Raw genomic sequence first — 19,138 nt, 5'->3', positions numbered from 1 at the left:
GTCTTAACGGCGCGAAGCCTGTAGGCGACGTGCCAGTTGCTCAATGGCACCTTCACGGCTAAGCGGTTGACCATGCTGGTGCTGCTCGCTGGTAATCCATTTTTCCACCACCGAGCGATCACCCCGCGCAGCTTTCAACAGCAGGCCAAACGCGCGACCTGTGCTATGTTCCAACGGTTCCAGCGGACGCGACTGGGTATGTGCGGCATAGATACGACTATCTGCCATTTGCTGGGTTTTTTTTCGCCTCCCGGACTGTATGCTCCAGGCAAGAACAAGCACAATAGCCAGCAAACACAGTAAAGCAAAGATCATCATGATGTGAAACCAGTCTCCCTGAATGGCTTGGTGCAAGACGATAGCATACGACAATTTGTCGTAATGGCATTAAATGGCGACGCTGTTTACTTGAATTTGTTATAGATCAAGCAGTTCACAAATAGTTCGGGAAGCCAGGCTGGCCTGACTAGTATGCTAAAAACTAAAGATAACATTCTGTCGCGCCCCTTCTGATGGCTACCATGCCAGGCGCCAGACAGCGCCAGCCTGTAACTGGCTGGCAGACATGATGGTTTTACGAGGAGTGTGCCATGTACCAACATATCGTGATTGCTGTTGATGGTAGCAAGACCGCAGAAAAAGCACTAGATGAGGCAATTAGGATAGCAAAAATTGCGGATTCAGGAATTTCCCTGGTACATGTCGCCAGTTTGCGTGATATGGCCATTGAAGGCGTGGGTGCGCTGGACACCCACCAGTTGCACGATCTGGCTTTTCGCCAGGCGCGTGACTTGCTGGACAAGGCGGAAAAGCGGGCCATCAATGAAGGTATCAGCCGGGTAGACTGTCATATTGCTGAAAGCTGGGAGGGCGGCAAGGATATGGCCGAATCGCTAATCCGCTTTGCCGACAGCCGCCATGCCGAACTCATCGTCATCGGCACTCATGGCCGTACGGGTCTCGCGCATCTGCTGCTGGGCAGCTTTGCCGAAAACGTCATGCGCAAGACGCACTGCCCCTTATTGGTGGTGCGTGGCAACGAGGACTGAGCGCCAGAACCTGATCCCACTGCAGCGCAAGGCCACAGGCAAGGTGGCGGCTGCCATCCGCAGAGTGCAAGCGCTCTGCGGATTTTCTTTGGCCGCTCAGAACAGCGGACGGGCCAATACAAAGAACTCGCGGTTGCCGTCGGCCCCGGTAATCGGGCTTTCAATCCAGCGCTCCACCCGCCAGTCCAGATCGTCCAGACAATTGGCAATCTTGTCCTGCACACCGGCAAACAGGCTTTCATCCCGCACGATGCCGCCATGGCCCAGCGCACCGCGCCCCACCTCGAACTGCGGCTTGACCAAGCCGAGCAGACAGCCATTGTCCCCCAGCAAGGGCAGGGCCGAGGGCAGGATCAGGGTGAGCGAGATGAAGGACACATCGCACACCATCAGGTCGAAGGGCAAACCATCATTGGCCTGCAACAGGCGCTGCCTATCCAGCTCACGGGCATTCACGCCTTCAAGACAGCGAATGCGCGGATCATCCCACAACCGCGGGTGCAGCTGGTCATGCCCCACATCCACACCAACCACGTACTCGGCACCGGCTTGCAGCACGCAATCGGTGAAGCCGCCGGTGGACTGGCCCACATCCAGCACCCGCCAGCCATGAATATCCAGCCCGGCTTCCTGCAAGGCAGCATCCAGCTTCTGTCCACCACGCGAGACAAAGCGGTCGGATGGGTCCGGCCGGACTTCCAGCGGCGTACCGGCAGGAAACTTGCTGCTGGCCTTGCTGATAACCTGGCCATTGAGGCTGACCCGCCCGGTTTCCAGCAGGCTTTGTGCTGCCGTGCGCGAAGTGGCAAGTCCTTGTTCCACCAACAGAAGATCCACCCGCTTCATCGCCATTTCCTTGCTTGCATTTCAAAAGGCGACAGGGTGGCCAGTCCGCTGCAGCCTGTCAAGCACCACGCCATGTCACCGTCCGTGGCCACCAACTGTCACGCCCCTGTTGACAAGGCTTGGTCGCCTGCCCTGCTTGGTGCGATGATGTGCACATTGCAACAAGGAGCCAACGATGGACACACACCAACTGGACGCAGCAGAAGTCCGTGTGCTGGGCGCACTGATCGAGAAACAGGCGCTGACGCCGGACGCCTATCCGCTGACGCTCAACAGCCTGTCCTCCGCCTGCAATCAGCTGACCAGCCGTGAACCGGTCATGCAGCTGTCCGATGCCGACCTGAGCGCGGCGCTGGACAGTCTGCTGAGCAGAAAACTGATTGCCGAGCGCCTGCCAGCCGGCAGCAGGGTGGCCAAGTACGAGCACCGGCTGAACTATGAATGGAATATCGACGGAGCCCGTCTGGCCGCCCTGGCCCTACTGATGTTGCGCGGGCCGCAGACCAGTGCCGAAATCCGCACTCGCGCGGGCCGTATCTACAGCTTTGCCAGTGTAGAGGAAGTGGAAACAGCGCTGGAGGCACTGGCAGACAAATATCCGCCGCTGGTACAGAAGCTGCCGCGCCAGCCCGGAGAACGCGAGGCCCGCTGGTGCCATCTGCTCAGTGGCGAACCGGTTCTGAGCGAAACCGTTGCCGCGGCAGCAGTGATTGATGTTGGTCTGACCGGGCGCGTAGCCGCACTGGAAGCCGAGGTAGCCGCACTCAAGACCCGCTTGCAACAGCTGGAGCATAGCCTGGGCGAATAGCAGCCGGTTCTGCCAACAGCAAAAGCCCCGCCAGAGCGGGGCTTTTGTCTGCAACACCCATCCGGACCTATTTGGGCTCGAAGATGGCGTAAGTCTTGCGGGCTGGCTCCAGCACTTCCCATATGCCCTCGAATCCGGCAGGGATGACGAAATGGTCGCCGGCATACAGCTCTACACTGTCGCCCTGCTTATCGGTCAGGCGCACATAGCCTTCCAGCAGGGTGCAGAATTCGTGCTCGTGGTATTTCACGCGCCAGCTACCGCAGCCGCCGCTCCAGATACCGGCATGAAACTGACCGCTGGGATCGGAATAATGGTTCTCCACCGTCTGGGCGCATTCGCCGTCGATGCGGCGTTCGGCCGGTGCGGCAAACTGCTCCACCCGCACCGGGTTGCGTTGAAAAACGATGATGTCGCTAGCCTGGGTCATACCTACTTCTCCTGTTTTATTTGATCAAATTTCGCACAAAACAGGGCAAGCCGGCAAATTCTGCATGCACCAGACTGGTGAAGGCCTGACCAGGCCGGGGCATTCCTCAGGCATTTTCCACGGTAGCAGGTACACCCTCGTTCAGCCGCAATTCCCAATAACCTACATCCAGCCAGCGACCTGCCTTCCAGCCAACTTCGTGAAAAGTGGCCACCTGCTGGAATCCCAGGCTCTCATGTAAGGCAATGCTTGGTGGATTGGGCAAGGCAATACCAGCAATGGCCAGGTGCCCTCCCAGATCGCGCAATTGCTGCAACAAGGTGCGGTACAGCCGGCTGCCCAAGCCCTGGCCACGGGCGGCTGCGGCAAAATACACCGAAGTTTCCACCGCAAAGCGATAGGCATGGCGCACCCGCCAGCGTGTGGCATAAGCATAGCCCAGCAGCTCGCCGTGCAGTTCCACTACCAGCCAGGGCAGGCCTTGCTGCTGCACCTTGGCCACACGCTCAGCCATTTCTTCCGCACTGACTTCCTGTTCTTCAAAGCTGATGGTGGTGTCCCGCACGTAGGGATTGTAAATCGCCACAATGCTGGCGGCGTCGGCCGCCGTGGCCGGGCGGATGTGAATATCTTGGCTCATGCTCAGGGTCAGGGGCTGGATGATATCGTTCTACTCAGCAAGAAACGCGCCAGTCATGCTCAGGTCGTCCAGTCGGGAAAATATTGCCGACGCAGCCGCTCGACATAAGCCTGCAGATTCGGATGCTGCCGCACCGCCTGCTGGCTGGGGGTATCGCCCAGCGTGGCCAGCAGGGCCGAAGCGAGAAAGGCAAATACGGTGGCGTCCAGCCAGCACGGGGCCGCACCCAGCATATAGGGCTTGTCTGCCAGCAGCGCCGCCAGACTGGCGATATCCAGTTGCAACAGCGTTTTGCGTTCTTCCGGGCTGAACCGGCCCAGGCCCTGGCCGTGCAGATTGCCGCGCACCTTGCGCCGGATCATGCGGATGACCATGCCGCGCAGCAAGAATGGCACACGCTGGAAAAACACCCCGGGACCGCGGGCAAACACCGCATCATCCAGCCAGCGTTCATGCACCACACACCAGTACAGATGGTCGCTGCACAGGCATTCCATGCTCCAGGCCACGGCCTTGTCGGCATCGGACAGTCCGGCATCCAGCGAGATGCCATGCTTGCTGGCCAGATAGAGGCGGATCAGGGTGGAATCCGGCACCTGAGTACCATCGTCATCGATATACGGCAGCTTGCCCTTGGGTGCGCCACGCATGCTGCCGCGCTGCTTGCGGTAAGGCAGGCCGGAGAGCTTGAGTAGCAGCTCGGCCTTGATGACAAAGGGGCTGGGGTCGGGCAGGCCGAATGCCGGCCCGAAGGTGTAAAGCGTGATCATGCAAGCTTCTCCACAGGGCGGGGATCGCCCAGACTAGCACCGCCGCCGGACAATGACGATGGCTTTAATCCATCAGTTGCTGATACAGGTACACCAGCACCCGCGCCAGTTCCGCCGCGGTCTGCTCCTGACCGGCATTGCCGGTATGGCCACCGGCATCGGTTTCCATCAACAAGGCCGGATGCCCCAGCGCCTGCATCTGCGCCACCATCTTGCGCGCATGGCCGGGATGTACCCGGTCGTCCCGCGTGCTGGTGGTGAACAAGGGCAGCGGGTAAGGCACCGCGGCCTGCAGCTGGTGATAGGGAGAATAAGCCTGCAAGGCTGCCGCCTGCTGCGGGTCGGCCGGATCGCCGTATTCGTCTATCCAGCTGGCACCGGCCAGCAGCTCGGTGTAGCGCAGCATGTCCAGCAGCGGCACCTCGCACACCACGGCCTTGAACAATTCTGGCCGACGTACCATGCAGGCGGCCACCAGCAGGCCGCCATTGCTGCCGCCTTCAATGCCCAGCTTGTCCGGGCTGGTAAGGCCGCTGCCGATCAGCGCCTCGGCCACGCTGCAGAAATCATCAAACGATACCGGGCGCTTAATACCCTGCGCCGCCTGATGCCAGCCGGGGCCGAATTCCCCGCCACCACGAATGCACGCCAGCACGAAGGCTCCGCCCTTTTCCAGCCAGTGTGCGCCGAAGTTTTCCACGTAGTAGGGCATCATCGGCACTTCAAAACCGCCATAGCCGTACAACAGCGTCGGAGTTTGGCCATCAAGTACCGTATCGCGGGCGCGCACCACGAAATAGGGAATGTCCACACCATCGGACGCGGTGGCCCGGCACTGCTCGGCCACGAAACGGCTGGCATCGAATGCGGCGGGCTGCTGACGCAGGCAGCTGTGCTCGCCGGTAGCCACATTCAGCCGATACAGGCCGGTAGGGGTGAGGAAGTCGCTGAAACTGTAGCACAGCACATCGCTGTTCCAGGGCTGGTCGGCAAATTCGATGACGCCGCTGTCGGGCACCGGCAGGCTGCGGGCATGCCAGCTGCCATCCTGCCAGTCGAAAGCCAACAGACGACTGCGCACATTGTCGATCAGGTTCACCACCACGCTGCTGCGGGTGGTTTCCACCGACTCCACCGCCAGCCTGGCTGCCGGGGCCACCAGCAGCTGGATGCCACCCTCATCGCCAAGCAGGCAGGCCAGCGGCACCGCCAGCAGGCTGCCGGCGGCATGGGTTTTGTCCTGCCAGCACCAGTCTTCCGCCAGTTTGACGATGAACTGGCCATGCAGATAAGCCTCGATATCCGCCTTGGGCGGTAACGGCAGCGGGTGAGTCCGCAAGGCGGCGTCGATCAGGTGGTAAGTCTTGCTGTAAAAGCCGTCAGCCGCTTCGATCAGGTCCAGCCAGCCATCCGGCCCGTCCAGATAACGCCAGGCGGCCACCATCATGGCCTCCGGGTCGGCGGCAAACAGCTGCTGCCATTGATGCTGGCCGTCGGCCCCGCGTTCCACCAGCCACACTTCGCGCGGGTAGCCGGAACGGCTCAGTGGTGCGCCCTTCCAGCCGGGACATACCAGAACGCTGTCCGGGTCGCGCCAGGCAATATGGTTTTTGCCGTGCGGAAAGCGAAAGCCCTGCTCCACCCAGCTGGCGGTTTCCAGATCGTATTCCCAGGCCAGGCTGGCATCGCCACCGCCCTCGCTCAAGTGCACCAGCACGCGGGAAGGCTGCACCGTGCAGTGCGCCACCCCATCCAGATACCAATCCTTGCCGGCCGCGGCGGCAATGGCATCCACGTCCAGCACGGTATGCCATTGCTGGCTGGCCGCCTGATAGTCCGCCAGCGTGGTGCGGCGGTAAATGCCGCGCGGGTGGTGTTCATCCTGATGAAAGTTGTACAGCCAGCCGGCGTGTTCGGAAAAGAAGGGAATCTGCCGGGTATCGCGCAGATGATCCAGGATTTCCTGGCGCAAGGGCGCATAGCGCTCATCAGCATCAAGGATGGCTTGGGTACGGCTGTTCTGTACGGCAACCCAGCTGTCTACGGCGGGGTCGTCCAGGCTTTCCAGCCACTGGTGAGTATCGGGAAGGTGGGACATGGGAGAACCAGAAGTGCAAACAGGCGCACAGCTTAGCATCGGCGTGGCGAAATACTGCAGGAAAGGTAGGAATACGGCTGAAAGCGTACCGATACTTTAGGATAGTTAAAATCGGTAATCGCCAGAAAAACACACTGAAGAGGCCCCCAGCATTACCTTAAGTTTTATTTAAAACGACAAGAAAAAGTAGCGTTAAATAGCTTAATTTTAAAAATTAAATTTCAAAAGCAACAATGTATTACCAAATAAATATCATCAACAAAGCAAATGCTTTCAAATAGACCTATTGCCTATTCATTGTGATATTTCTATAAGATGTATGGAAATTTCTGAAATTAATCGAAATTATTCCACAGCAACTCGGGAGATCACCATGAAAAAGCTGCCCTGCACTGCCACCGTTCTCGCCATGCTGTTCTGCCATGGTGCATTTGCCAACTCAGGCGCCATCAACTTCCGTGGAGCCATCGTCAACTCACCCTGTAGCATTCCGGTCAGCACCTGGCTGCACTATGCACAGCAACCGGCAGCGTATCGCCAGGCACGGCAGGCCACGCCGACCCCCAGCTGCGCAGATGCTACCGCGACCCAGGCGGTACTGCTCACCCACCACACTAGCGACATGCAGCACGGCAGCACGCAAACCGGAGATACCATCACCGTGATTTACAACTGAGCCTGCCAGGGCGATGGCTGGTCGTGGCAAGTGTCCCAAGCTGGTGCATTAGAGATGCTGGCGTATCCAGCTGGAGATCTTGCCCACCACCTCCGCCTCGATGCCGTTATAGCCATGCGCAGCCCAGGGCTGGCAAGGGTCACCGGTATCCTTACCGCCATCAACCAGTATTAATTCGCGGGCTCTGGTCGCATGCAGGCCATCCATCACCGCCTGCACGTTACGGTAAAGCGTTTCCTTGCATTGATCATGCAGATGCTGCACCACCAGTACCGGCAATGTCAGTTGTGCCAGATTCATGGCCGCGACATTGCCCCGCTCGTGATTGATGGTTGAGGTTAGCACCACTCCGCCTACCTGCTCAGGCAAACGAATGGCAACAGCTGCCGCCGAAGTGGTACCACGGCTGGTTCCCACCAGCCATACCGGTACATCGGCCCGCTGATGCAGGGCGTCGATCACCACCGCCATATCCTGGGCATGTTCGGCACTGCTGCGAAAGTCGCCACGGCTGATACCGTCAGGGTGGTCGGACGGTGCATCCACCACCGCCACCTGAAAACCCTGTTCCACCCATAGCTGGCGGGTACGCACCAGAAAGTTGCCCGCGCCGGCATGCGGCTGGCCATCGTCCCCCAGTTTGAGCACGCCATCACCGCCGGTAAACAGAATCAGACTGGCCACGGGCTTGCCTGCCGGCTCCAGCAGCAGCAAGCCCTGTATGACACCGGGCCGGGTATTCAGCCGCAACATTTGTTCCGCAGCCTGTGCTGATGTCCACCACAGGCATAACAGCAGCCACATTGTCGTTTTCATCCCCGCCCTCCCTGTATCACCCCGATGAACAAGCCGGCTAACTCCGGCAACTAGTCGCTCAGTACTCTTTGCAGCACATCCAGCACCCGGTCGATGTCGCTGCGGCTGATCTGCCAATGCGTCACCAGCCGCATGCGGCCACCCTCGGGCGGATTGGCTTTGATACCGGCAGTTTCCAGTGCCGCCATCAGTTCGCTGACATCGATATCAGCCAGCAGACGAAACCACACCATATTGATGTGGACATCGGCCAGCTCGACTTCGATACACGGCATGCCGTGCAGGCGCTCGGCCAGATAGCGGGCATTGGTATGGTCCTCGCCCAGCCGCTGTGTCATCTCGGTGAGTGCCAGCAAGCCCGGCGCTGCCAGCACCCCGGCCTGGCGCCAGCCACCGCCCAGCAGCTTGCGCTTGTAGCGGGCACGGGCAATGAAGTCGGCCGTGCCGGCCAGAATGGAGCCCACCGGTGCGGCCAGGCCCTTGGACAGACAGCACATCACGCTGTCGGCATAGCGGGTGATGTCCTGCACCTCACAGCCAAGATACGTGGCGGCATTGAACACGCGCGCGCCATCCAGATGCACCGGCACGCCGTGGCGGCGGGCGATGTCGGCAGTGCGCTGCATGATGTCCAGCGGAATCACCCGACCATTGCTGTGAGCGTTTTCCAGGCAGATCAGCCCGGTTTGCGGCCAGTGGACGTCGTGGCCCACCCGGATGCGCGCTGCGATTTCGTCCGGGTCCATCACCCCCTTGTCACCGGCAATGGTGCGCAATTGCACCCCGGCAATCACCGCCGCGCCACCGGTTTCGTGCCACACGATATGGCAATCGTCGCCCAGAATCACCTCGTTGCCGCGCTGGCAGTGGGTGAAGATGGCCAGCTGGTTGCCGAAGTTGCCGGTGGGCACAAACAAGGCGGCCTCCTTGCCCAGCAGGCGGGCGGCCAGCGCCTCCAGTTCGGCTACCGTCGGGTCATCACCATAGACATCGTCCCCCACCACGGCATTGGCCATGGCCTGGCGCATGGCAGGGGTGGGCTGGGTGACGGTATCGCTGCGCATATCAATCCACTGCATGCTGTGCTCCTGCAAATGAAAGCGGCGGCCAGAGGGGCCGCCGTGAAGGGAAATGCCAGATCAGGCCTTGCCTGATTGTGCCAGCAAACTGCTTGCCGGGGGTGATACACAAATTGTCGGCGTCACTCCATCAGGCTATTCGATAGGCCTGCTTCAATTCGCTCACTCGGCGCTGGGCCGCCTGCATCGCAGTATGCGTCATTGAAATATCGCTGCCGCACTGGCAGCGCAGGCTGTGGTCGGGGGAAAGGGATTTCAGATGATGACGGTTTTCATGGCCGCATTCCACGCAGGCAATCACCACGGTGGCGTTGTAATGCTTGTCCAGATCGATATCGAAACTCGGGTGCTTCATGGGGAACTCCCTTGAGATCACTCAGGCCGGCCCGGATCAGAGGAATGCCGACATGCATTCGTGACGGACCTATGCAGAAGGATAGGCAAGCTGGCGGAAAGTTCCAGTAAATCAGCTGCTTGCTTTTTTCCGGGCAAACACTGGTCAGCCTCAGCGCTCTTGGTTATGCTTGGCCGTTTTTTGGTTCCGGATATACAGCAGATGTCGCACGACGCAGATCTTGACCGCCGCTTTGGCGGTATTGGCCGCCTGTATGGCCCCGATGCACTCAGCCGCTTTCAGGCAGCCCATGTCTGTGTAGTGGGGGTGGGTGGTGTGGGTTCCTGGGCGGTGGAGGCGCTGGCCCGCAGCGCAATCGGCCGCCTGACGCTGATTGATCTGGACAATATTGCCGAATCCAACACCAACCGCCAGCTGCCGGCGCTGGACCCGCACTACGGCATGGCCAAGGTGACGGCGCTAGCCGAGCGGGTGCGCGCCATCAACCCGGCCTGCGTGGTGCAGGAAATCGAGGATTTCGTTACCGAAGACAATCTGGACGCCATGCTGGGCCAGGGCTTCGACTTCATCATCGACTGCATCGACAATCTGCGGGTCAAAACCGCCATGGCGGCCTGGTGCGTGCGCCGCCGCCAGCCGTTTATCGTGTCCGGCGGTGCCGGTGGCCAGATGGACCCCACCAAGATCAAGCTGGCGGATCTGGGCGAGGTGACATACGACCCGCTGCTATCCAAGCTGCGTTACAACCTGCGGCGCTATCACGGCTTTCCGCGCGATGCCGGCAAGAAGCTGCATGTTCCCTGCGTGTTCTCCACCGAACAACTGGTTTATCCCGACACGCAAAGCTGTGATGCCGACAGCACGCGCGGTCCGCAAGGCCTGTCCTGCGCCGGCTTTGGTGCCGGCATGGTGGTGACCGCCAGCTTCGGGCTGGTGGCGGTTTCCCATGCGCTGAAGCAACTGGCCAAACCGCCAAAAAAGCGTTGAACCGCGCAGTCCCGTCATGAAAAAGGCCTCCCAAGGGAGGCCTTTTGCTGTCTGGCAGATAGCAATCAGTTGGCGATCAGCTTTTCCACCTTGGCAGCGCGTTCGCCCGGGGCCGGGTGGCTGGCCAGCATGCTGCTGTCGTTGCCGTACAGCTCGGCCAGCTTGCGCAGGGCCGACGGTGCACCTTGCACATTGTAGTTGTGGCGCTTGAGGAAGCCCACGCCGTAGGCATCGGCATCGCTTTCCTGCGATTGCGAGAACTGGGCGTTGACGATGGCTTCGGCAAAATTGCCCAGATCGGACTCGCTCAGGGCTGCAGCCGTGCTGTTGCCGCTGCTGCCGGCAGCCTTGCGCGCACCGGAAGCTGCGTAAGCCAGCTGCATGGCCTTCTTGCTGTGACCCAGCTTGACGTGGCCGATTTCATGGCCAATCACGAAGCGCACCTGGTCGTCATCCATCTTGTCCAGCAGGCCGCTGTAAACACGCACGGTGCCATCGGCCATGGCGAAGGCGTTGACTTCCTTGGTCTGGTAAACCTTGAAGTTGAGCTTGGTGCCGTCTTCACTGTCCAGACCCTTGACGATCTTGGCCAGACGTTTGCCATAAGCGCTGGAAGCTGCGGCAACCTTGTTCTTCTTGTCCATGACGGCGCTGGATTCTGCAGCCAGGTTCTTCACGTCAGCGTCGCTGAGCGTGGCGGCCTTGAGCAGGTCGCTGCCGGAACTGAGCATGCCATTAAGGTCGAAAGCCTGGGCGGTGCCAGACAGGGACAATGCAAAAACGAGAGCAAGGGACAATTTTTTCATATCAAAATTCCTTTTTAAAATGCGCCATGATGCTAACGTAATTTTTCAGTATTTAACAGTCATACTGGCATAAGCAGCCTGCAGAAATGAAAAAGGCCCCGCATGGTCAATGCGGAGCCGAGTAGCCAACAGGAGCTGAATCAGGCCAGCAAGCAGGAACTCTGGCTCTGCTCACTGATACGGCGCAGCTGGATGGTTTCCTTGCTGCAACGGTCCTCGGCTTGCGGGCAGCGGGTGCGGAACACGCAGCCGGACGGCGGATTGATCGGGCTGGGCAGATCACCTTGCAGGATCTGGATCACCTTGCCCTTTTCCAGCTTCGGGTCCGGAATGGGAATGGCCGACAGCAAGGCGCGGGTGTAAGGGTGGGCAGGCGCGTCGTACAAGGCATGCTTTTGCGCCAGCTCCATCTCGCGGCCCAGATACATCACCAGGATGCGGTCGGAAATATGCTTCACCACCGCCAGGTCGTGGGCGATGAAGATCAGCGCCAGGCCCATCTCGCGCTGCAACTCCTTCAGCAGGTTGATGATCTGCGCCTGGATCGACACGTCCAGCGCCGATACCGGTTCGTCGCAGATGATCAGCTTGGGCTCCAGAATCAGCGCGCGGGCAATGCCGATACGCTGGCACTGGCCGCCGGAAAATTCGTGCGGATAGCGGTTGATCATCTGCTCGCGCAGGCCCACCTTGCGCATCATGCTGCGTACGCGCTGCATGATGTCGTCGGCGGACAACTCCGGCTTATGCACGCGCAGCGGTTCGCCAATGATCTGGGCGACAGTCATGCGCGGGTTGAGCGAGGCCAGTGGATCCTGGAAGATCATCTGGATATCCTTGCGCACTGCATGCCAGTCCTGCGCGCTGCCGCGGGTCAGGTCCTTGCCCATCCACACGATTTCACCAGCAGTAGCCGGAATCAGGTTGAGGATGGCGCGCGACAGGGTGGACTTGCCACAGCCGGACTCGCCCACCACGCCCAGGGTTTCACCGGCGTACAGATCGAAGCTGACCCCGTCCACTGCCTTGAGCGTGCGCCTGGCGCTCCACGGCCAGCGGCCATCGCCCTTCACCTGAAAATGCACTTTGACATCACGTACCGACAGAATCGGCTGCTTGGCTTGTTCAGACATGTGCCACCTCCTGTGCAGCCAGCTGCAATTCGGCTACCGGCTTGTGACAGGCGCGCAGCACCTGCGGATTGCTGGTGCTGGCAGCCAGTGCCGGCAGTTCGTCGGCGCAGCGGCTGCTGGCGTGGGTGCAACGCTCGGAGAACGGGCAGCCCTTGGGCATGTGCGCCATATTGGGCGGATTGCCCGGAATGCTCACCAGCTCGCTGCCGTCGTGGTCCAGCCGCGGCAAGGCACCCAGCAGGCCGATGGTGTAGGGGTGGCTGGGCTGATAGAAGATGTTGTCAGCAGTGCCGTATTCCATGACGCGGCCGCCATACATCACCATCACTTTTTCGCACAGGCCGGCCACCACGCCCAGATCGTGGGTGATCATCACGATGGAGGTGCCGAAATCACGCTGCAGGTCTTTGAGCAGGGTGAGGATCTGCGCCTGTACCGTCACATCCAGCGCGGTGGTGGGTTCGTCGGCAATCAGCACTTCCGGTTCGCACAGCAGGGCCATAGCAATCATCACCCGCTGGCGCATGCCGCCGGAGAATTCGTGCGGATACATATTGATGCGACGGGCGGCCTCGGGAATGCGCACTGCGTCCAGCAGCTCGATGGCGCGCTTTTTCGCATCGCGGCGGCTGATGCCCTTGTGCAGCTCCAGCACCTCGGTCATCTGGCGCTCTACCGTCAGATAGGGGTTGAGCGAGGTCATCGGGTCCTGGAAGATCATTGCCAGCCGGTCACCGCGAATGCGGTTGAGTTCGGACGGGCTCATGGCCAGCAGGTTCTGGCCCTGGTACAGCGCCTCGCCCGTGGTTTTGCCGTTACGCGCCAGCAGGCCCATCATGGCCAGCACGGTCTGGCTCTTGCCGGAACCGGATTCGCCGACAATACCCAGGGTCTGGCCCTTTTCCAGCTCGAAGCTGACGCCGTTGACGGCGCTGACCACGCCGTCGTTGGTCTGGAACTGTACGCCCAGATTACTTACTTTCAATAGACTCATCTGTTGCTACCTCAACGATCTTTCGGATCGAGCGCATCGCGCAGGCCGTCGCCGATATAGTTGGCGCAATACAGGGTGACCGACAGCATGCCGGCCGGGAACAGCAGAATCCACGGGCTGGCATCCATCACCCCGGCCCCGTCCTGGATCAGCACACCCCAACTGGTCATCGGCTCCTGCACCCCCAGGCCCAGGAAGGACAGCACCGATTCGGTCAGGATCACACCCGGCACGGTGACGGTGGTGTAGATCACCACGATGCCCAGCAGATTGGGCACGATGTGGCGGAAAATGATCTTGGGTGTGGACACGCCAATGGCATGGGCCGCCTCGACATATTCCTTGGATTTGATCGCCAGCGTCTGGCCGCGCACCACCCGTGCCATGTCCATCCAGGAAAACACGGTAATGGTGAGCACCACCAGGTAGAAGTCGCGGCCCAGCAGGGTCACCATCAGGATGGCAATCAGCAGGTAGGGCACGGCGTACATCATGTCGACAATACGCATCATCAGCGCATCCACCTTGCCGCCCATGAAACCGGCCGTCGCACCCCAGACAATGCCCAGCGCCACCGAGGCAATGGTGGCCAGCGCGCCCACCATCAGCGAAATGCGCCCGCCGATCAGGCAGCGCACCAGCAGGTCACGCCCCAGCGCATCGGTACCGAACCAGTGGGTATTCAGCAGCGTCGGGGCAATGCCCATTGCATCCCAGTCGGTGTCTTCATAAGTGTGCGGCAGCACCATAGGCCCGAACACACAGGCCAGGGTAATGAAGGCCAGCACGATCAGGCTGAGCACGGCGGCCTTGTTGCGGAAAAAGCGCAGCCGCGCGTCACGCCACAGGCTGCGGCCTTCTACGGCGGCATCGGTGAGGCCATTGTCCAGCGCAGCCGTCATGGCTTTCTGTTTGCTTTGCATCATGATTTTGCTCCCGCTCAGTAGCGAATCTTCGGGTCCAGCAGCGCATAGGCCAGATCCACGAGCAGGTTGAGAACAACGGTAATCACCGTCACCAGCACCACCAGACCCAGTACCAGGGTGTAGTCGCGGTTGGCGGCACCATTGACGATGAGCTTGCCAAGGCCGGGCAGGCCGAACACGGTTTCGGTCACTACCGCAGCGGTAATCGAGGAAATGGCCAGCGGGCCGATCACCGACACCACCGGCATCAAGGCCGGTTTGAGCGCATGGCGCAGCACGATGGTGCGCATGGGCAGGCCCTTGGCGCGGGCGGTACGGATGAAGTTGCTGCCCAGTACCTCGATCATGCTGCCGCGCATCACGCGGCCGATGGTGGAGATGTTGATGAACACCAGCAGGGCAATCGGCAGCACCATGTAGCGCAGCGAGAAATCATCCCAGCCGCCGGCCGGCAACCATTCCAGGCCGATGGCAAACACCATCACCAGCACCGGGCCCAGCACGAAGGATGGAAAAGCGCCGCCGATATTGCCCAGCAGCATCACCAGATAGTCGATGATGCTGTTCTGGCGCAGTGCGGCCACAATGCCCAGCGCCACGCCGATGAACAGCGATATCACGATGGCACCACCACCGATGGCGGCAGACACCGGCAGGGCCTTGCCCACCAGATCGTTCACGCTCCAGTCGGCATAGCGGAAGGAAGCACCCAGATCACCCTGCAACAGGCTCTTGATGTAATACAGGTATTGCTGCCACAAGGGCAGGTCGAGATGGTATTTGGCCTGCAGATTGGCCAGCACGGCAGCAGACACCTTGCGCTCCCCGTCAAACGGGCCGCCCGGGGTCAGGTGCAGCAGCAGATAGCAAACGGTAATGACGGCCAGCAGTGTGGGAATGGTCGCCAGCACGCGTCGGAAAGTATAGGACCACATGGGGATACTCCAGCCGGGGTCGTCCGCCAGCGCAGCACAGGTCTTGTGAACATGGCTGCACGGCACGGTGCGCCGGCATGATGCGCTACATCACAAGCCGGATGTCCGTCTGGCGGACATCCGGCCTCTGTTCAACCGGGGACCGCAGCCCCCTCCTCTTGCATCACTCAGTCAAGCGCAAGGCTTAGTGCTGGATGATGTAGAGGTCCTTGCCGCGGTAGCGGTCCATCGGGTTCTTGCCGTAGCCACCCACATAGGACTTCACCAGACGCGGTGCGGTGTATTGCAGCAGCGGGATCATCGGATAGTCATCCATGATCATCTTCACGGCCTGGGTGAACAGTTGCTTGCGCTTGGCCTGATCGGTGCTATCGCTACCCTGCTTGATCAGCGCTTCGGCCTTGGCATTGCAGTTCTTGTTGTCGTTCTGGTCGTTGTCACACTGCACCAGCGCGAGGAAGGTGGTGGCGTCGTTGTAGTCGGCCACCCAGCCGTTACGGGCGATCTGGTAATCGGCATCGTGACGCTTCTTCAGCAGCACCTTGAACTCCAGGCTTTCCAGCTCGGTGTTCAGGCCCAGCTTGGATTTCCATTCGGAAGCGGCAAAGATGGCCATCTTCTTGTGGTAGTCACTGGTGTTGTAGGCAAACTTCAGCTTGCTGCCCGGCTTCACACCAGCCTCAGCCAGCAGCTTCTTGGCCTCTTCCACCCGCTTGGCCATCGGCCATTTTGCCCAGTCGTAGCTGGTGACATCGGCACCGGCAGTACCGGCCACGATGGCGCTGTAGGCCGGAGCCTGGCCATCGGCGGTGACTTTCTTGGCCAGGATGTCACGGTCGATCACCATGGACAGTGCCTTGCGCACGCGCACGTCTTTCAGCAGCGGGTCCTTGTTGTTCAGCGAGTAGTAACGCAGGCCCAGGAAAGGCGCATTGCGGATTTCCTTCGGATACTGCGCCTTGTACTTGTCGTAAGTGCCGGACGGCAGTTCCAGCACCCAGTCGTTTTCGCCGGATTCATACAGCTTCACGTCGGCGTTGTGGTCCTCGATCGGCAGATAGGTGATCTTGCCCAGCTGCACGTTTTTCACATCCCAGTACTGGGCGTTCTTTTCCACCACGATCTTGCTGTTGACCTGCCAGTCCTTCAGCGCAAACGCGCCGTTGGATACCATCTTGCCCGGCTTGGTCCAGTCCTTGCCGAACTTGTCGATGGTGGCCTTGGGCAGCGGTGCCAGCTGGGTATTGGCCACCAGCGACGGCATGAACGGTACCGGGTACGGGGTTTGTACTTCCAGCGTGTACTTGTCCACGGCCTTCACGCCCAGCGAAGAAGCGGGCTTCTTGCCTTCGGTGATTTCCTTGCCGTTCAGGATGAAGATGCCATAGGTGGAGGCATAGGGAGAGGCGGTCTTGGGCTCGACAAAACGCTGCCAGCCATACACGAAATCGCTTGCGGTCACGGTGGAACCATCCGACCACTTGGCATTCTTGCGCAGCTTGAATACCCAGGTGGTGGGGCTGGTCTGTTTCCACGATTCGGCCACGCCCGGCATCACCTTGCCAAAGCTGTCGGTGGCGGTGAGGCCTTCGAACAGATCCATGGTGATGGTATTGGCTGGTACCGATTCGGCCAGCACCGGATCGAGCGATTCCGGCTCGGAACCGGTGTTGCGGATCAGCTCCTGCTTGGCAGCCAGCTTGACGCCTGCCGGCACCTGGGCGGCCATGGCGAAACCGGTCGTACCGGCCAGTGCCAGGGCTACAGCTGCCGTGGCCACGCGCAGCGATTTATTGTGTGACATTCGCCTATTCTCCTGTTCTGTAGAGCCCCGCTTATTGCGGGTGCATAAATTCTTTTATCCAAATTATGTTCGGAACTTTCTGTTTAACTGTCCGAAACGGGCCGAGCCATTATGCGCTGGCGTTTTTGAAATCCTCAAGCCTGATTCAGAACAATATGACAAGCGTTTTGCAAAAGCCGTGTCATTTCAACGACGATCACCAATTTACCGCCATTTATTCACAGGAAAATCCGTAGCCCGGCAACATTTTTGCTCTCAATCATGAGTATTTATATTGGCAGCCATTAATATCTTGCATGCGTGCCGTATTTAAATTGCCGGCACTACGTCATTTGTGCCGCTGACTGCACGTTTCACCCTATTCGCATGTTTCTGGATATGGATTTGCATTTAACCCATTTCCACCGGTGATGGTTTATTTGCAGCAGGCCCTGCAATAAAGGCGTAAAGGCACATCAGGCATGGCGGTGGCTTGCCATGGCATATCGACCGATTGCCAGACAAGCGGGCAGCAGACGTAAAAAAAGCTCCCGCGCGGGGAGCTTTTTGTAGCAGCAGTACAAACCGGACTGTCAGCAGCTCTTAGTCCTGCATGCGCCAGTGCATGGCTTCGCCGGCACGCAGCGGCACCAGCACATCGTCGCCATATGCCAGTTCGGCGGGTACGGTCCAGCTTTCCTTCACCAGGGTGATGGTGTCGGCATTGGGGGCCAGGCCGTAGAAAGCCGGGCCGTTCAGGCTGGCAAAGGCTTCCAGCTTGTCCAGCGCGCCGGCCGCCTCGAAGGCTTCGGCATACAGCTCGATGGCAGCATTGGCGGTGTACATGCCGGCACAGCCACAGGCGGCTTCCTTGGCGTGGCGTGCATGCGGCGCGCTGTCGGTGCCGAGGAAGAACTTGGCCGAACCGGAGGTGGCAGCCTGCACCAGCGCCTGACGGTGCAGTTCGCGCTTGAGTACCGGCAGACAGTAATGATGCGGGCGGATGCCGCCAACGAAGATGGCATTGCGGTTCATCAGCAGGTGATGCGCGGTAATGGTGGCGGCGATGTTGTCCGGCGCGCTGGCCACGTATTCGGCGGCATCCTTGGTGGTGATGTGTTCGAACACCACGCGCAAGGACGGCAGGCGCGCCAGCAGCGGCTGGAATACCTGTTCGATGAACACGGCTTCGCGGTCGAAGATGTCGATGGCGGAATCAGTCACCTCGCCATGCACCAGCAGCGGCATGCCGCAGTCGGCCATGGCTTCCAGCGCCGGCATGGCTTTATCAATGCTGCTGACGCCAAAATCGGAATTGGTGGTGGCTCCGGCCGGATACAGCTTGATACCGTGCACGAAACCGCAATCCCTCGCCTTGCGCACTTCTGCGGCACTGGTGTTGTCGGTGAGGTAAAGCGTCATCAGCGGTTCGAAACGGCTGCCGGTCGGCAGTGCGGCCAGAATCCGCTCGCGATAGGCGGCGGCGGCTTCCACCGTGGTCACCGGCGGCTTCAGATTGGGCATGATGATGGCGCGGCCCATCTGGCGTGCGGTGTCGGGCAGTACGGCAGCCAGCGCTGCGCCATCGCGCAGGTGCAGGTGCCAGTCGTCGGGGCGGATCAGGGTCAGTGTCGTCATGCACTTGGGCTCTTTGTCGGGGCTAGCAGTATCGGGGCAGGCCGGGATCATCCCGTCCGGGCGGCAGGCTTACTTGCGACGCAGCACCATGCGGAACTTGCCTTCCGCCGTGGTGGTGGATTCCAGCAGCGCATTGCCGGTCTGGCGGCAAAAGGCTTCAAAATCCTTGGGTGCGCCGGCATCGGTGGCAATCACCTCCAGCACGCTGCCGCTCTCCATATCGGCCAGCGCCTTCTTGGCGCGCAGGATGGGCAAGGGGCAGTTGAGGCCGGACAGGTCAATCAGGCGGTTGGGAGTCATGGGGCGTGTCGCTCAGTCTTTACGTTACAATGCCAGGTGAAGGCGGTATTCTACCGGCTATCCGTCCGA

At 60.2% G+C, this 19,138-nt stretch carries 21 protein-coding genes; 4 read left to right on the top strand and 17 right to left on the bottom strand.

What is annotated here, in order from left to right; genetic code table 11:
* Nucleotides 1–3 precede the first annotated feature (3 nt).
* Nucleotides 4–228 (bottom strand): hypothetical protein, encoded by a 225-nt coding sequence (locus QVF59_RS12485; RefSeq protein WP_159880154.1) that lies wholly within the window; start codon nt 226–228, stop codon nt 4–6.
* A gap of 362 nt (nt 229–590) precedes the next feature.
* On the opposite strand from QVF59_RS12485, the gene QVF59_RS12480 reads away from it, so the two are divergent.
* On the top strand, nt 591–1,049 hold the full coding sequence (locus tag QVF59_RS12480; RefSeq protein WP_159880156.1) for a universal stress protein: 459 nt from the start codon (nt 591–593) through the stop codon (nt 1,047–1,049).
* Between the two features lie 96 nt (nt 1,050–1,145).
* On the opposite strand, the gene QVF59_RS12475 is transcribed toward QVF59_RS12480, so the two are convergent.
* Nucleotides 1,146–1,895 carry a TlyA family RNA methyltransferase gene (locus QVF59_RS12475; RefSeq protein ID WP_159880158.1) on the bottom strand — a complete coding sequence of 250 codons (750 nt, stop codon included), beginning with the start codon at nt 1,893–1,895 and terminating at the stop codon, nt 1,146–1,148.
* Nucleotides 1,896–2,070: 175 nt separating this feature from the next.
* Between QVF59_RS12475 and QVF59_RS12470 the strand changes: the two genes are divergently transcribed.
* Entirely contained in the window at nt 2,071–2,703 is a 633-nt protein-coding gene (locus QVF59_RS12470; protein WP_159880160.1) for a YceH family protein, read from the top strand.
* Between the two features lie 67 nt (nt 2,704–2,770).
* Here QVF59_RS12470 and QVF59_RS12465 read toward each other — a convergent pair whose 3' ends face one another.
* The 4 genes from QVF59_RS12465 to QVF59_RS12450 all read right to left on the bottom strand — a co-directional run bounded on the left by QVF59_RS12465 (nt 2,771) and on the right by QVF59_RS12450 (nt 6,641).
* Complete coding sequence (locus QVF59_RS12465; protein ID WP_287880297.1) at nt 2,771–3,133, bottom strand: cupin domain-containing protein; 363 nt, start codon at nt 3,131–3,133, stop codon at nt 2,771–2,773.
* Between the two features lie 106 nt (nt 3,134–3,239).
* The gene (locus tag QVF59_RS12460; RefSeq protein ID WP_159880164.1) at nt 3,240–3,773 is read right to left on the bottom strand and encodes an arsinothricin resistance N-acetyltransferase ArsN1 family B; all 534 of its coding nucleotides are present in this window, start codon (nt 3,771–3,773) and stop codon (nt 3,240–3,242) included.
* 59 nt (nt 3,774–3,832) lie between these two features.
* Nucleotides 3,833–4,543, bottom strand: coding sequence for a glutathione S-transferase family protein (locus QVF59_RS12455; RefSeq protein WP_287880293.1), 711 nt, complete (start codon nt 4,541–4,543; stop codon nt 3,833–3,835).
* A gap of 64 nt (nt 4,544–4,607) precedes the next feature.
* Nucleotides 4,608–6,641, bottom strand: coding sequence for a prolyl oligopeptidase family serine peptidase (locus QVF59_RS12450; protein WP_287880292.1), 2,034 nt, complete (start codon nt 6,639–6,641; stop codon nt 4,608–4,610).
* 373 nt (nt 6,642–7,014) lie between these two features.
* On the opposite strand from QVF59_RS12450, the gene QVF59_RS12445 reads away from it, so the two are divergent.
* Complete coding sequence (locus QVF59_RS12445; protein ID WP_287880289.1) at nt 7,015–7,317, top strand: fimbrial protein; 303 nt, start codon at nt 7,015–7,017, stop codon at nt 7,315–7,317.
* Nucleotides 7,318–7,365: 48 nt separating this feature from the next.
* On the opposite strand, the gene QVF59_RS12440 is transcribed toward QVF59_RS12445, so the two are convergent.
* The 3 genes from QVF59_RS12440 to QVF59_RS12430 form a co-directional block, all read right to left on the bottom strand.
* Nucleotides 7,366–8,133, bottom strand: a complete 768-nt coding sequence (locus QVF59_RS12440) for an alpha/beta hydrolase (protein ID WP_287880288.1) — start codon at nt 8,131–8,133, stop codon at nt 7,366–7,368.
* A 50-nt stretch (nt 8,134–8,183) separates the two neighbouring features.
* Nucleotides 8,184–9,212 (bottom strand): low-specificity L-threonine aldolase, encoded by a 1,029-nt coding sequence (gene ltaE, locus QVF59_RS12435; RefSeq protein ID WP_287880285.1) that lies wholly within the window; start codon nt 9,210–9,212, stop codon nt 8,184–8,186.
* 130 nt (nt 9,213–9,342) lie between these two features.
* Nucleotides 9,343–9,567, bottom strand: a complete 225-nt coding sequence (locus QVF59_RS12430) for a hypothetical protein (protein WP_287880283.1) — start codon at nt 9,565–9,567, stop codon at nt 9,343–9,345.
* A gap of 201 nt (nt 9,568–9,768) precedes the next feature.
* On the opposite strand from QVF59_RS12430, the gene QVF59_RS12425 reads away from it, so the two are divergent.
* Nucleotides 9,769–10,554 carry a tRNA threonylcarbamoyladenosine dehydratase gene (locus QVF59_RS12425; protein WP_287880281.1) on the top strand — a complete coding sequence of 262 codons (786 nt, stop codon included), beginning with the start codon at nt 9,769–9,771 and terminating at the stop codon, nt 10,552–10,554.
* A 65-nt stretch (nt 10,555–10,619) separates the two neighbouring features.
* Here QVF59_RS12425 and QVF59_RS12420 read toward each other — a convergent pair whose 3' ends face one another.
* The 8 genes from QVF59_RS12420 to QVF59_RS12385 form a co-directional block, all read right to left on the bottom strand.
* On the bottom strand, nt 10,620–11,360 hold the full coding sequence (locus tag QVF59_RS12420; RefSeq protein ID WP_287880279.1) for a M48 family metallopeptidase: 741 nt from the start codon (nt 11,358–11,360) through the stop codon (nt 10,620–10,622).
* Nucleotides 11,361–11,500: 140 nt separating this feature from the next.
* A complete protein-coding gene (gene oppF, locus QVF59_RS12415) occupies nt 11,501–12,493 on the bottom strand; it encodes a murein tripeptide/oligopeptide ABC transporter ATP binding protein OppF (protein ID WP_287880276.1) in 993 nt (330 codons plus the stop codon).
* On the bottom strand, nt 12,486–13,487 hold the full coding sequence (locus tag QVF59_RS12410) for an oligopeptide/dipeptide ABC transporter ATP-binding protein (RefSeq protein ID WP_287880273.1): 1,002 nt from the start codon (nt 13,485–13,487) through the stop codon (nt 12,486–12,488). Before QVF59_RS12410 ends, oppF begins: the two co-directional genes overlap by 8 nt.
* Before the next feature lie 11 nt (nt 13,488–13,498).
* On the bottom strand, nt 13,499–14,413 hold the full coding sequence (locus tag QVF59_RS12405; protein WP_089082922.1) for an ABC transporter permease subunit: 915 nt from the start codon (nt 14,411–14,413) through the stop codon (nt 13,499–13,501).
* A gap of 14 nt (nt 14,414–14,427) precedes the next feature.
* Entirely contained in the window at nt 14,428–15,348 is a 921-nt protein-coding gene (gene oppB, locus QVF59_RS12400; protein WP_287880270.1) for an oligopeptide ABC transporter permease OppB, read from the bottom strand.
* 184 nt (nt 15,349–15,532) lie between these two features.
* The gene (locus QVF59_RS12395; RefSeq protein WP_287880267.1) at nt 15,533–17,152 is read right to left on the bottom strand and encodes a peptide ABC transporter substrate-binding protein; all 1,620 of its coding nucleotides are present in this window, start codon (nt 17,150–17,152) and stop codon (nt 15,533–15,535) included.
* A gap of 582 nt (nt 17,153–17,734) precedes the next feature.
* Nucleotides 17,735–18,769 carry a dihydroorotase gene (gene pyrC, locus QVF59_RS12390; RefSeq protein ID WP_159880192.1) on the bottom strand — a complete coding sequence of 345 codons (1,035 nt, stop codon included), beginning with the start codon at nt 18,767–18,769 and terminating at the stop codon, nt 17,735–17,737.
* A gap of 69 nt (nt 18,770–18,838) precedes the next feature.
* Nucleotides 18,839–19,069, bottom strand: a complete 231-nt coding sequence (locus QVF59_RS12385) for a sulfurtransferase TusA family protein (RefSeq protein ID WP_159880194.1) — start codon at nt 19,067–19,069, stop codon at nt 18,839–18,841.
* Nucleotides 19,070–19,138: the final 69 nt, after the last annotated feature.

Origin of the sequence: Aquitalea sp., from assembly GCF_030150775.1 — a bacterium.
Taxonomy (GTDB): domain Bacteria; phylum Pseudomonadota; class Gammaproteobacteria; order Burkholderiales; family Chromobacteriaceae; genus Aquitalea; species Aquitalea denitrificans.
The sequence above is the reverse complement of the archived record's forward strand: the minus strand, read 5'-3'. Positions and strand labels throughout refer to the sequence as shown.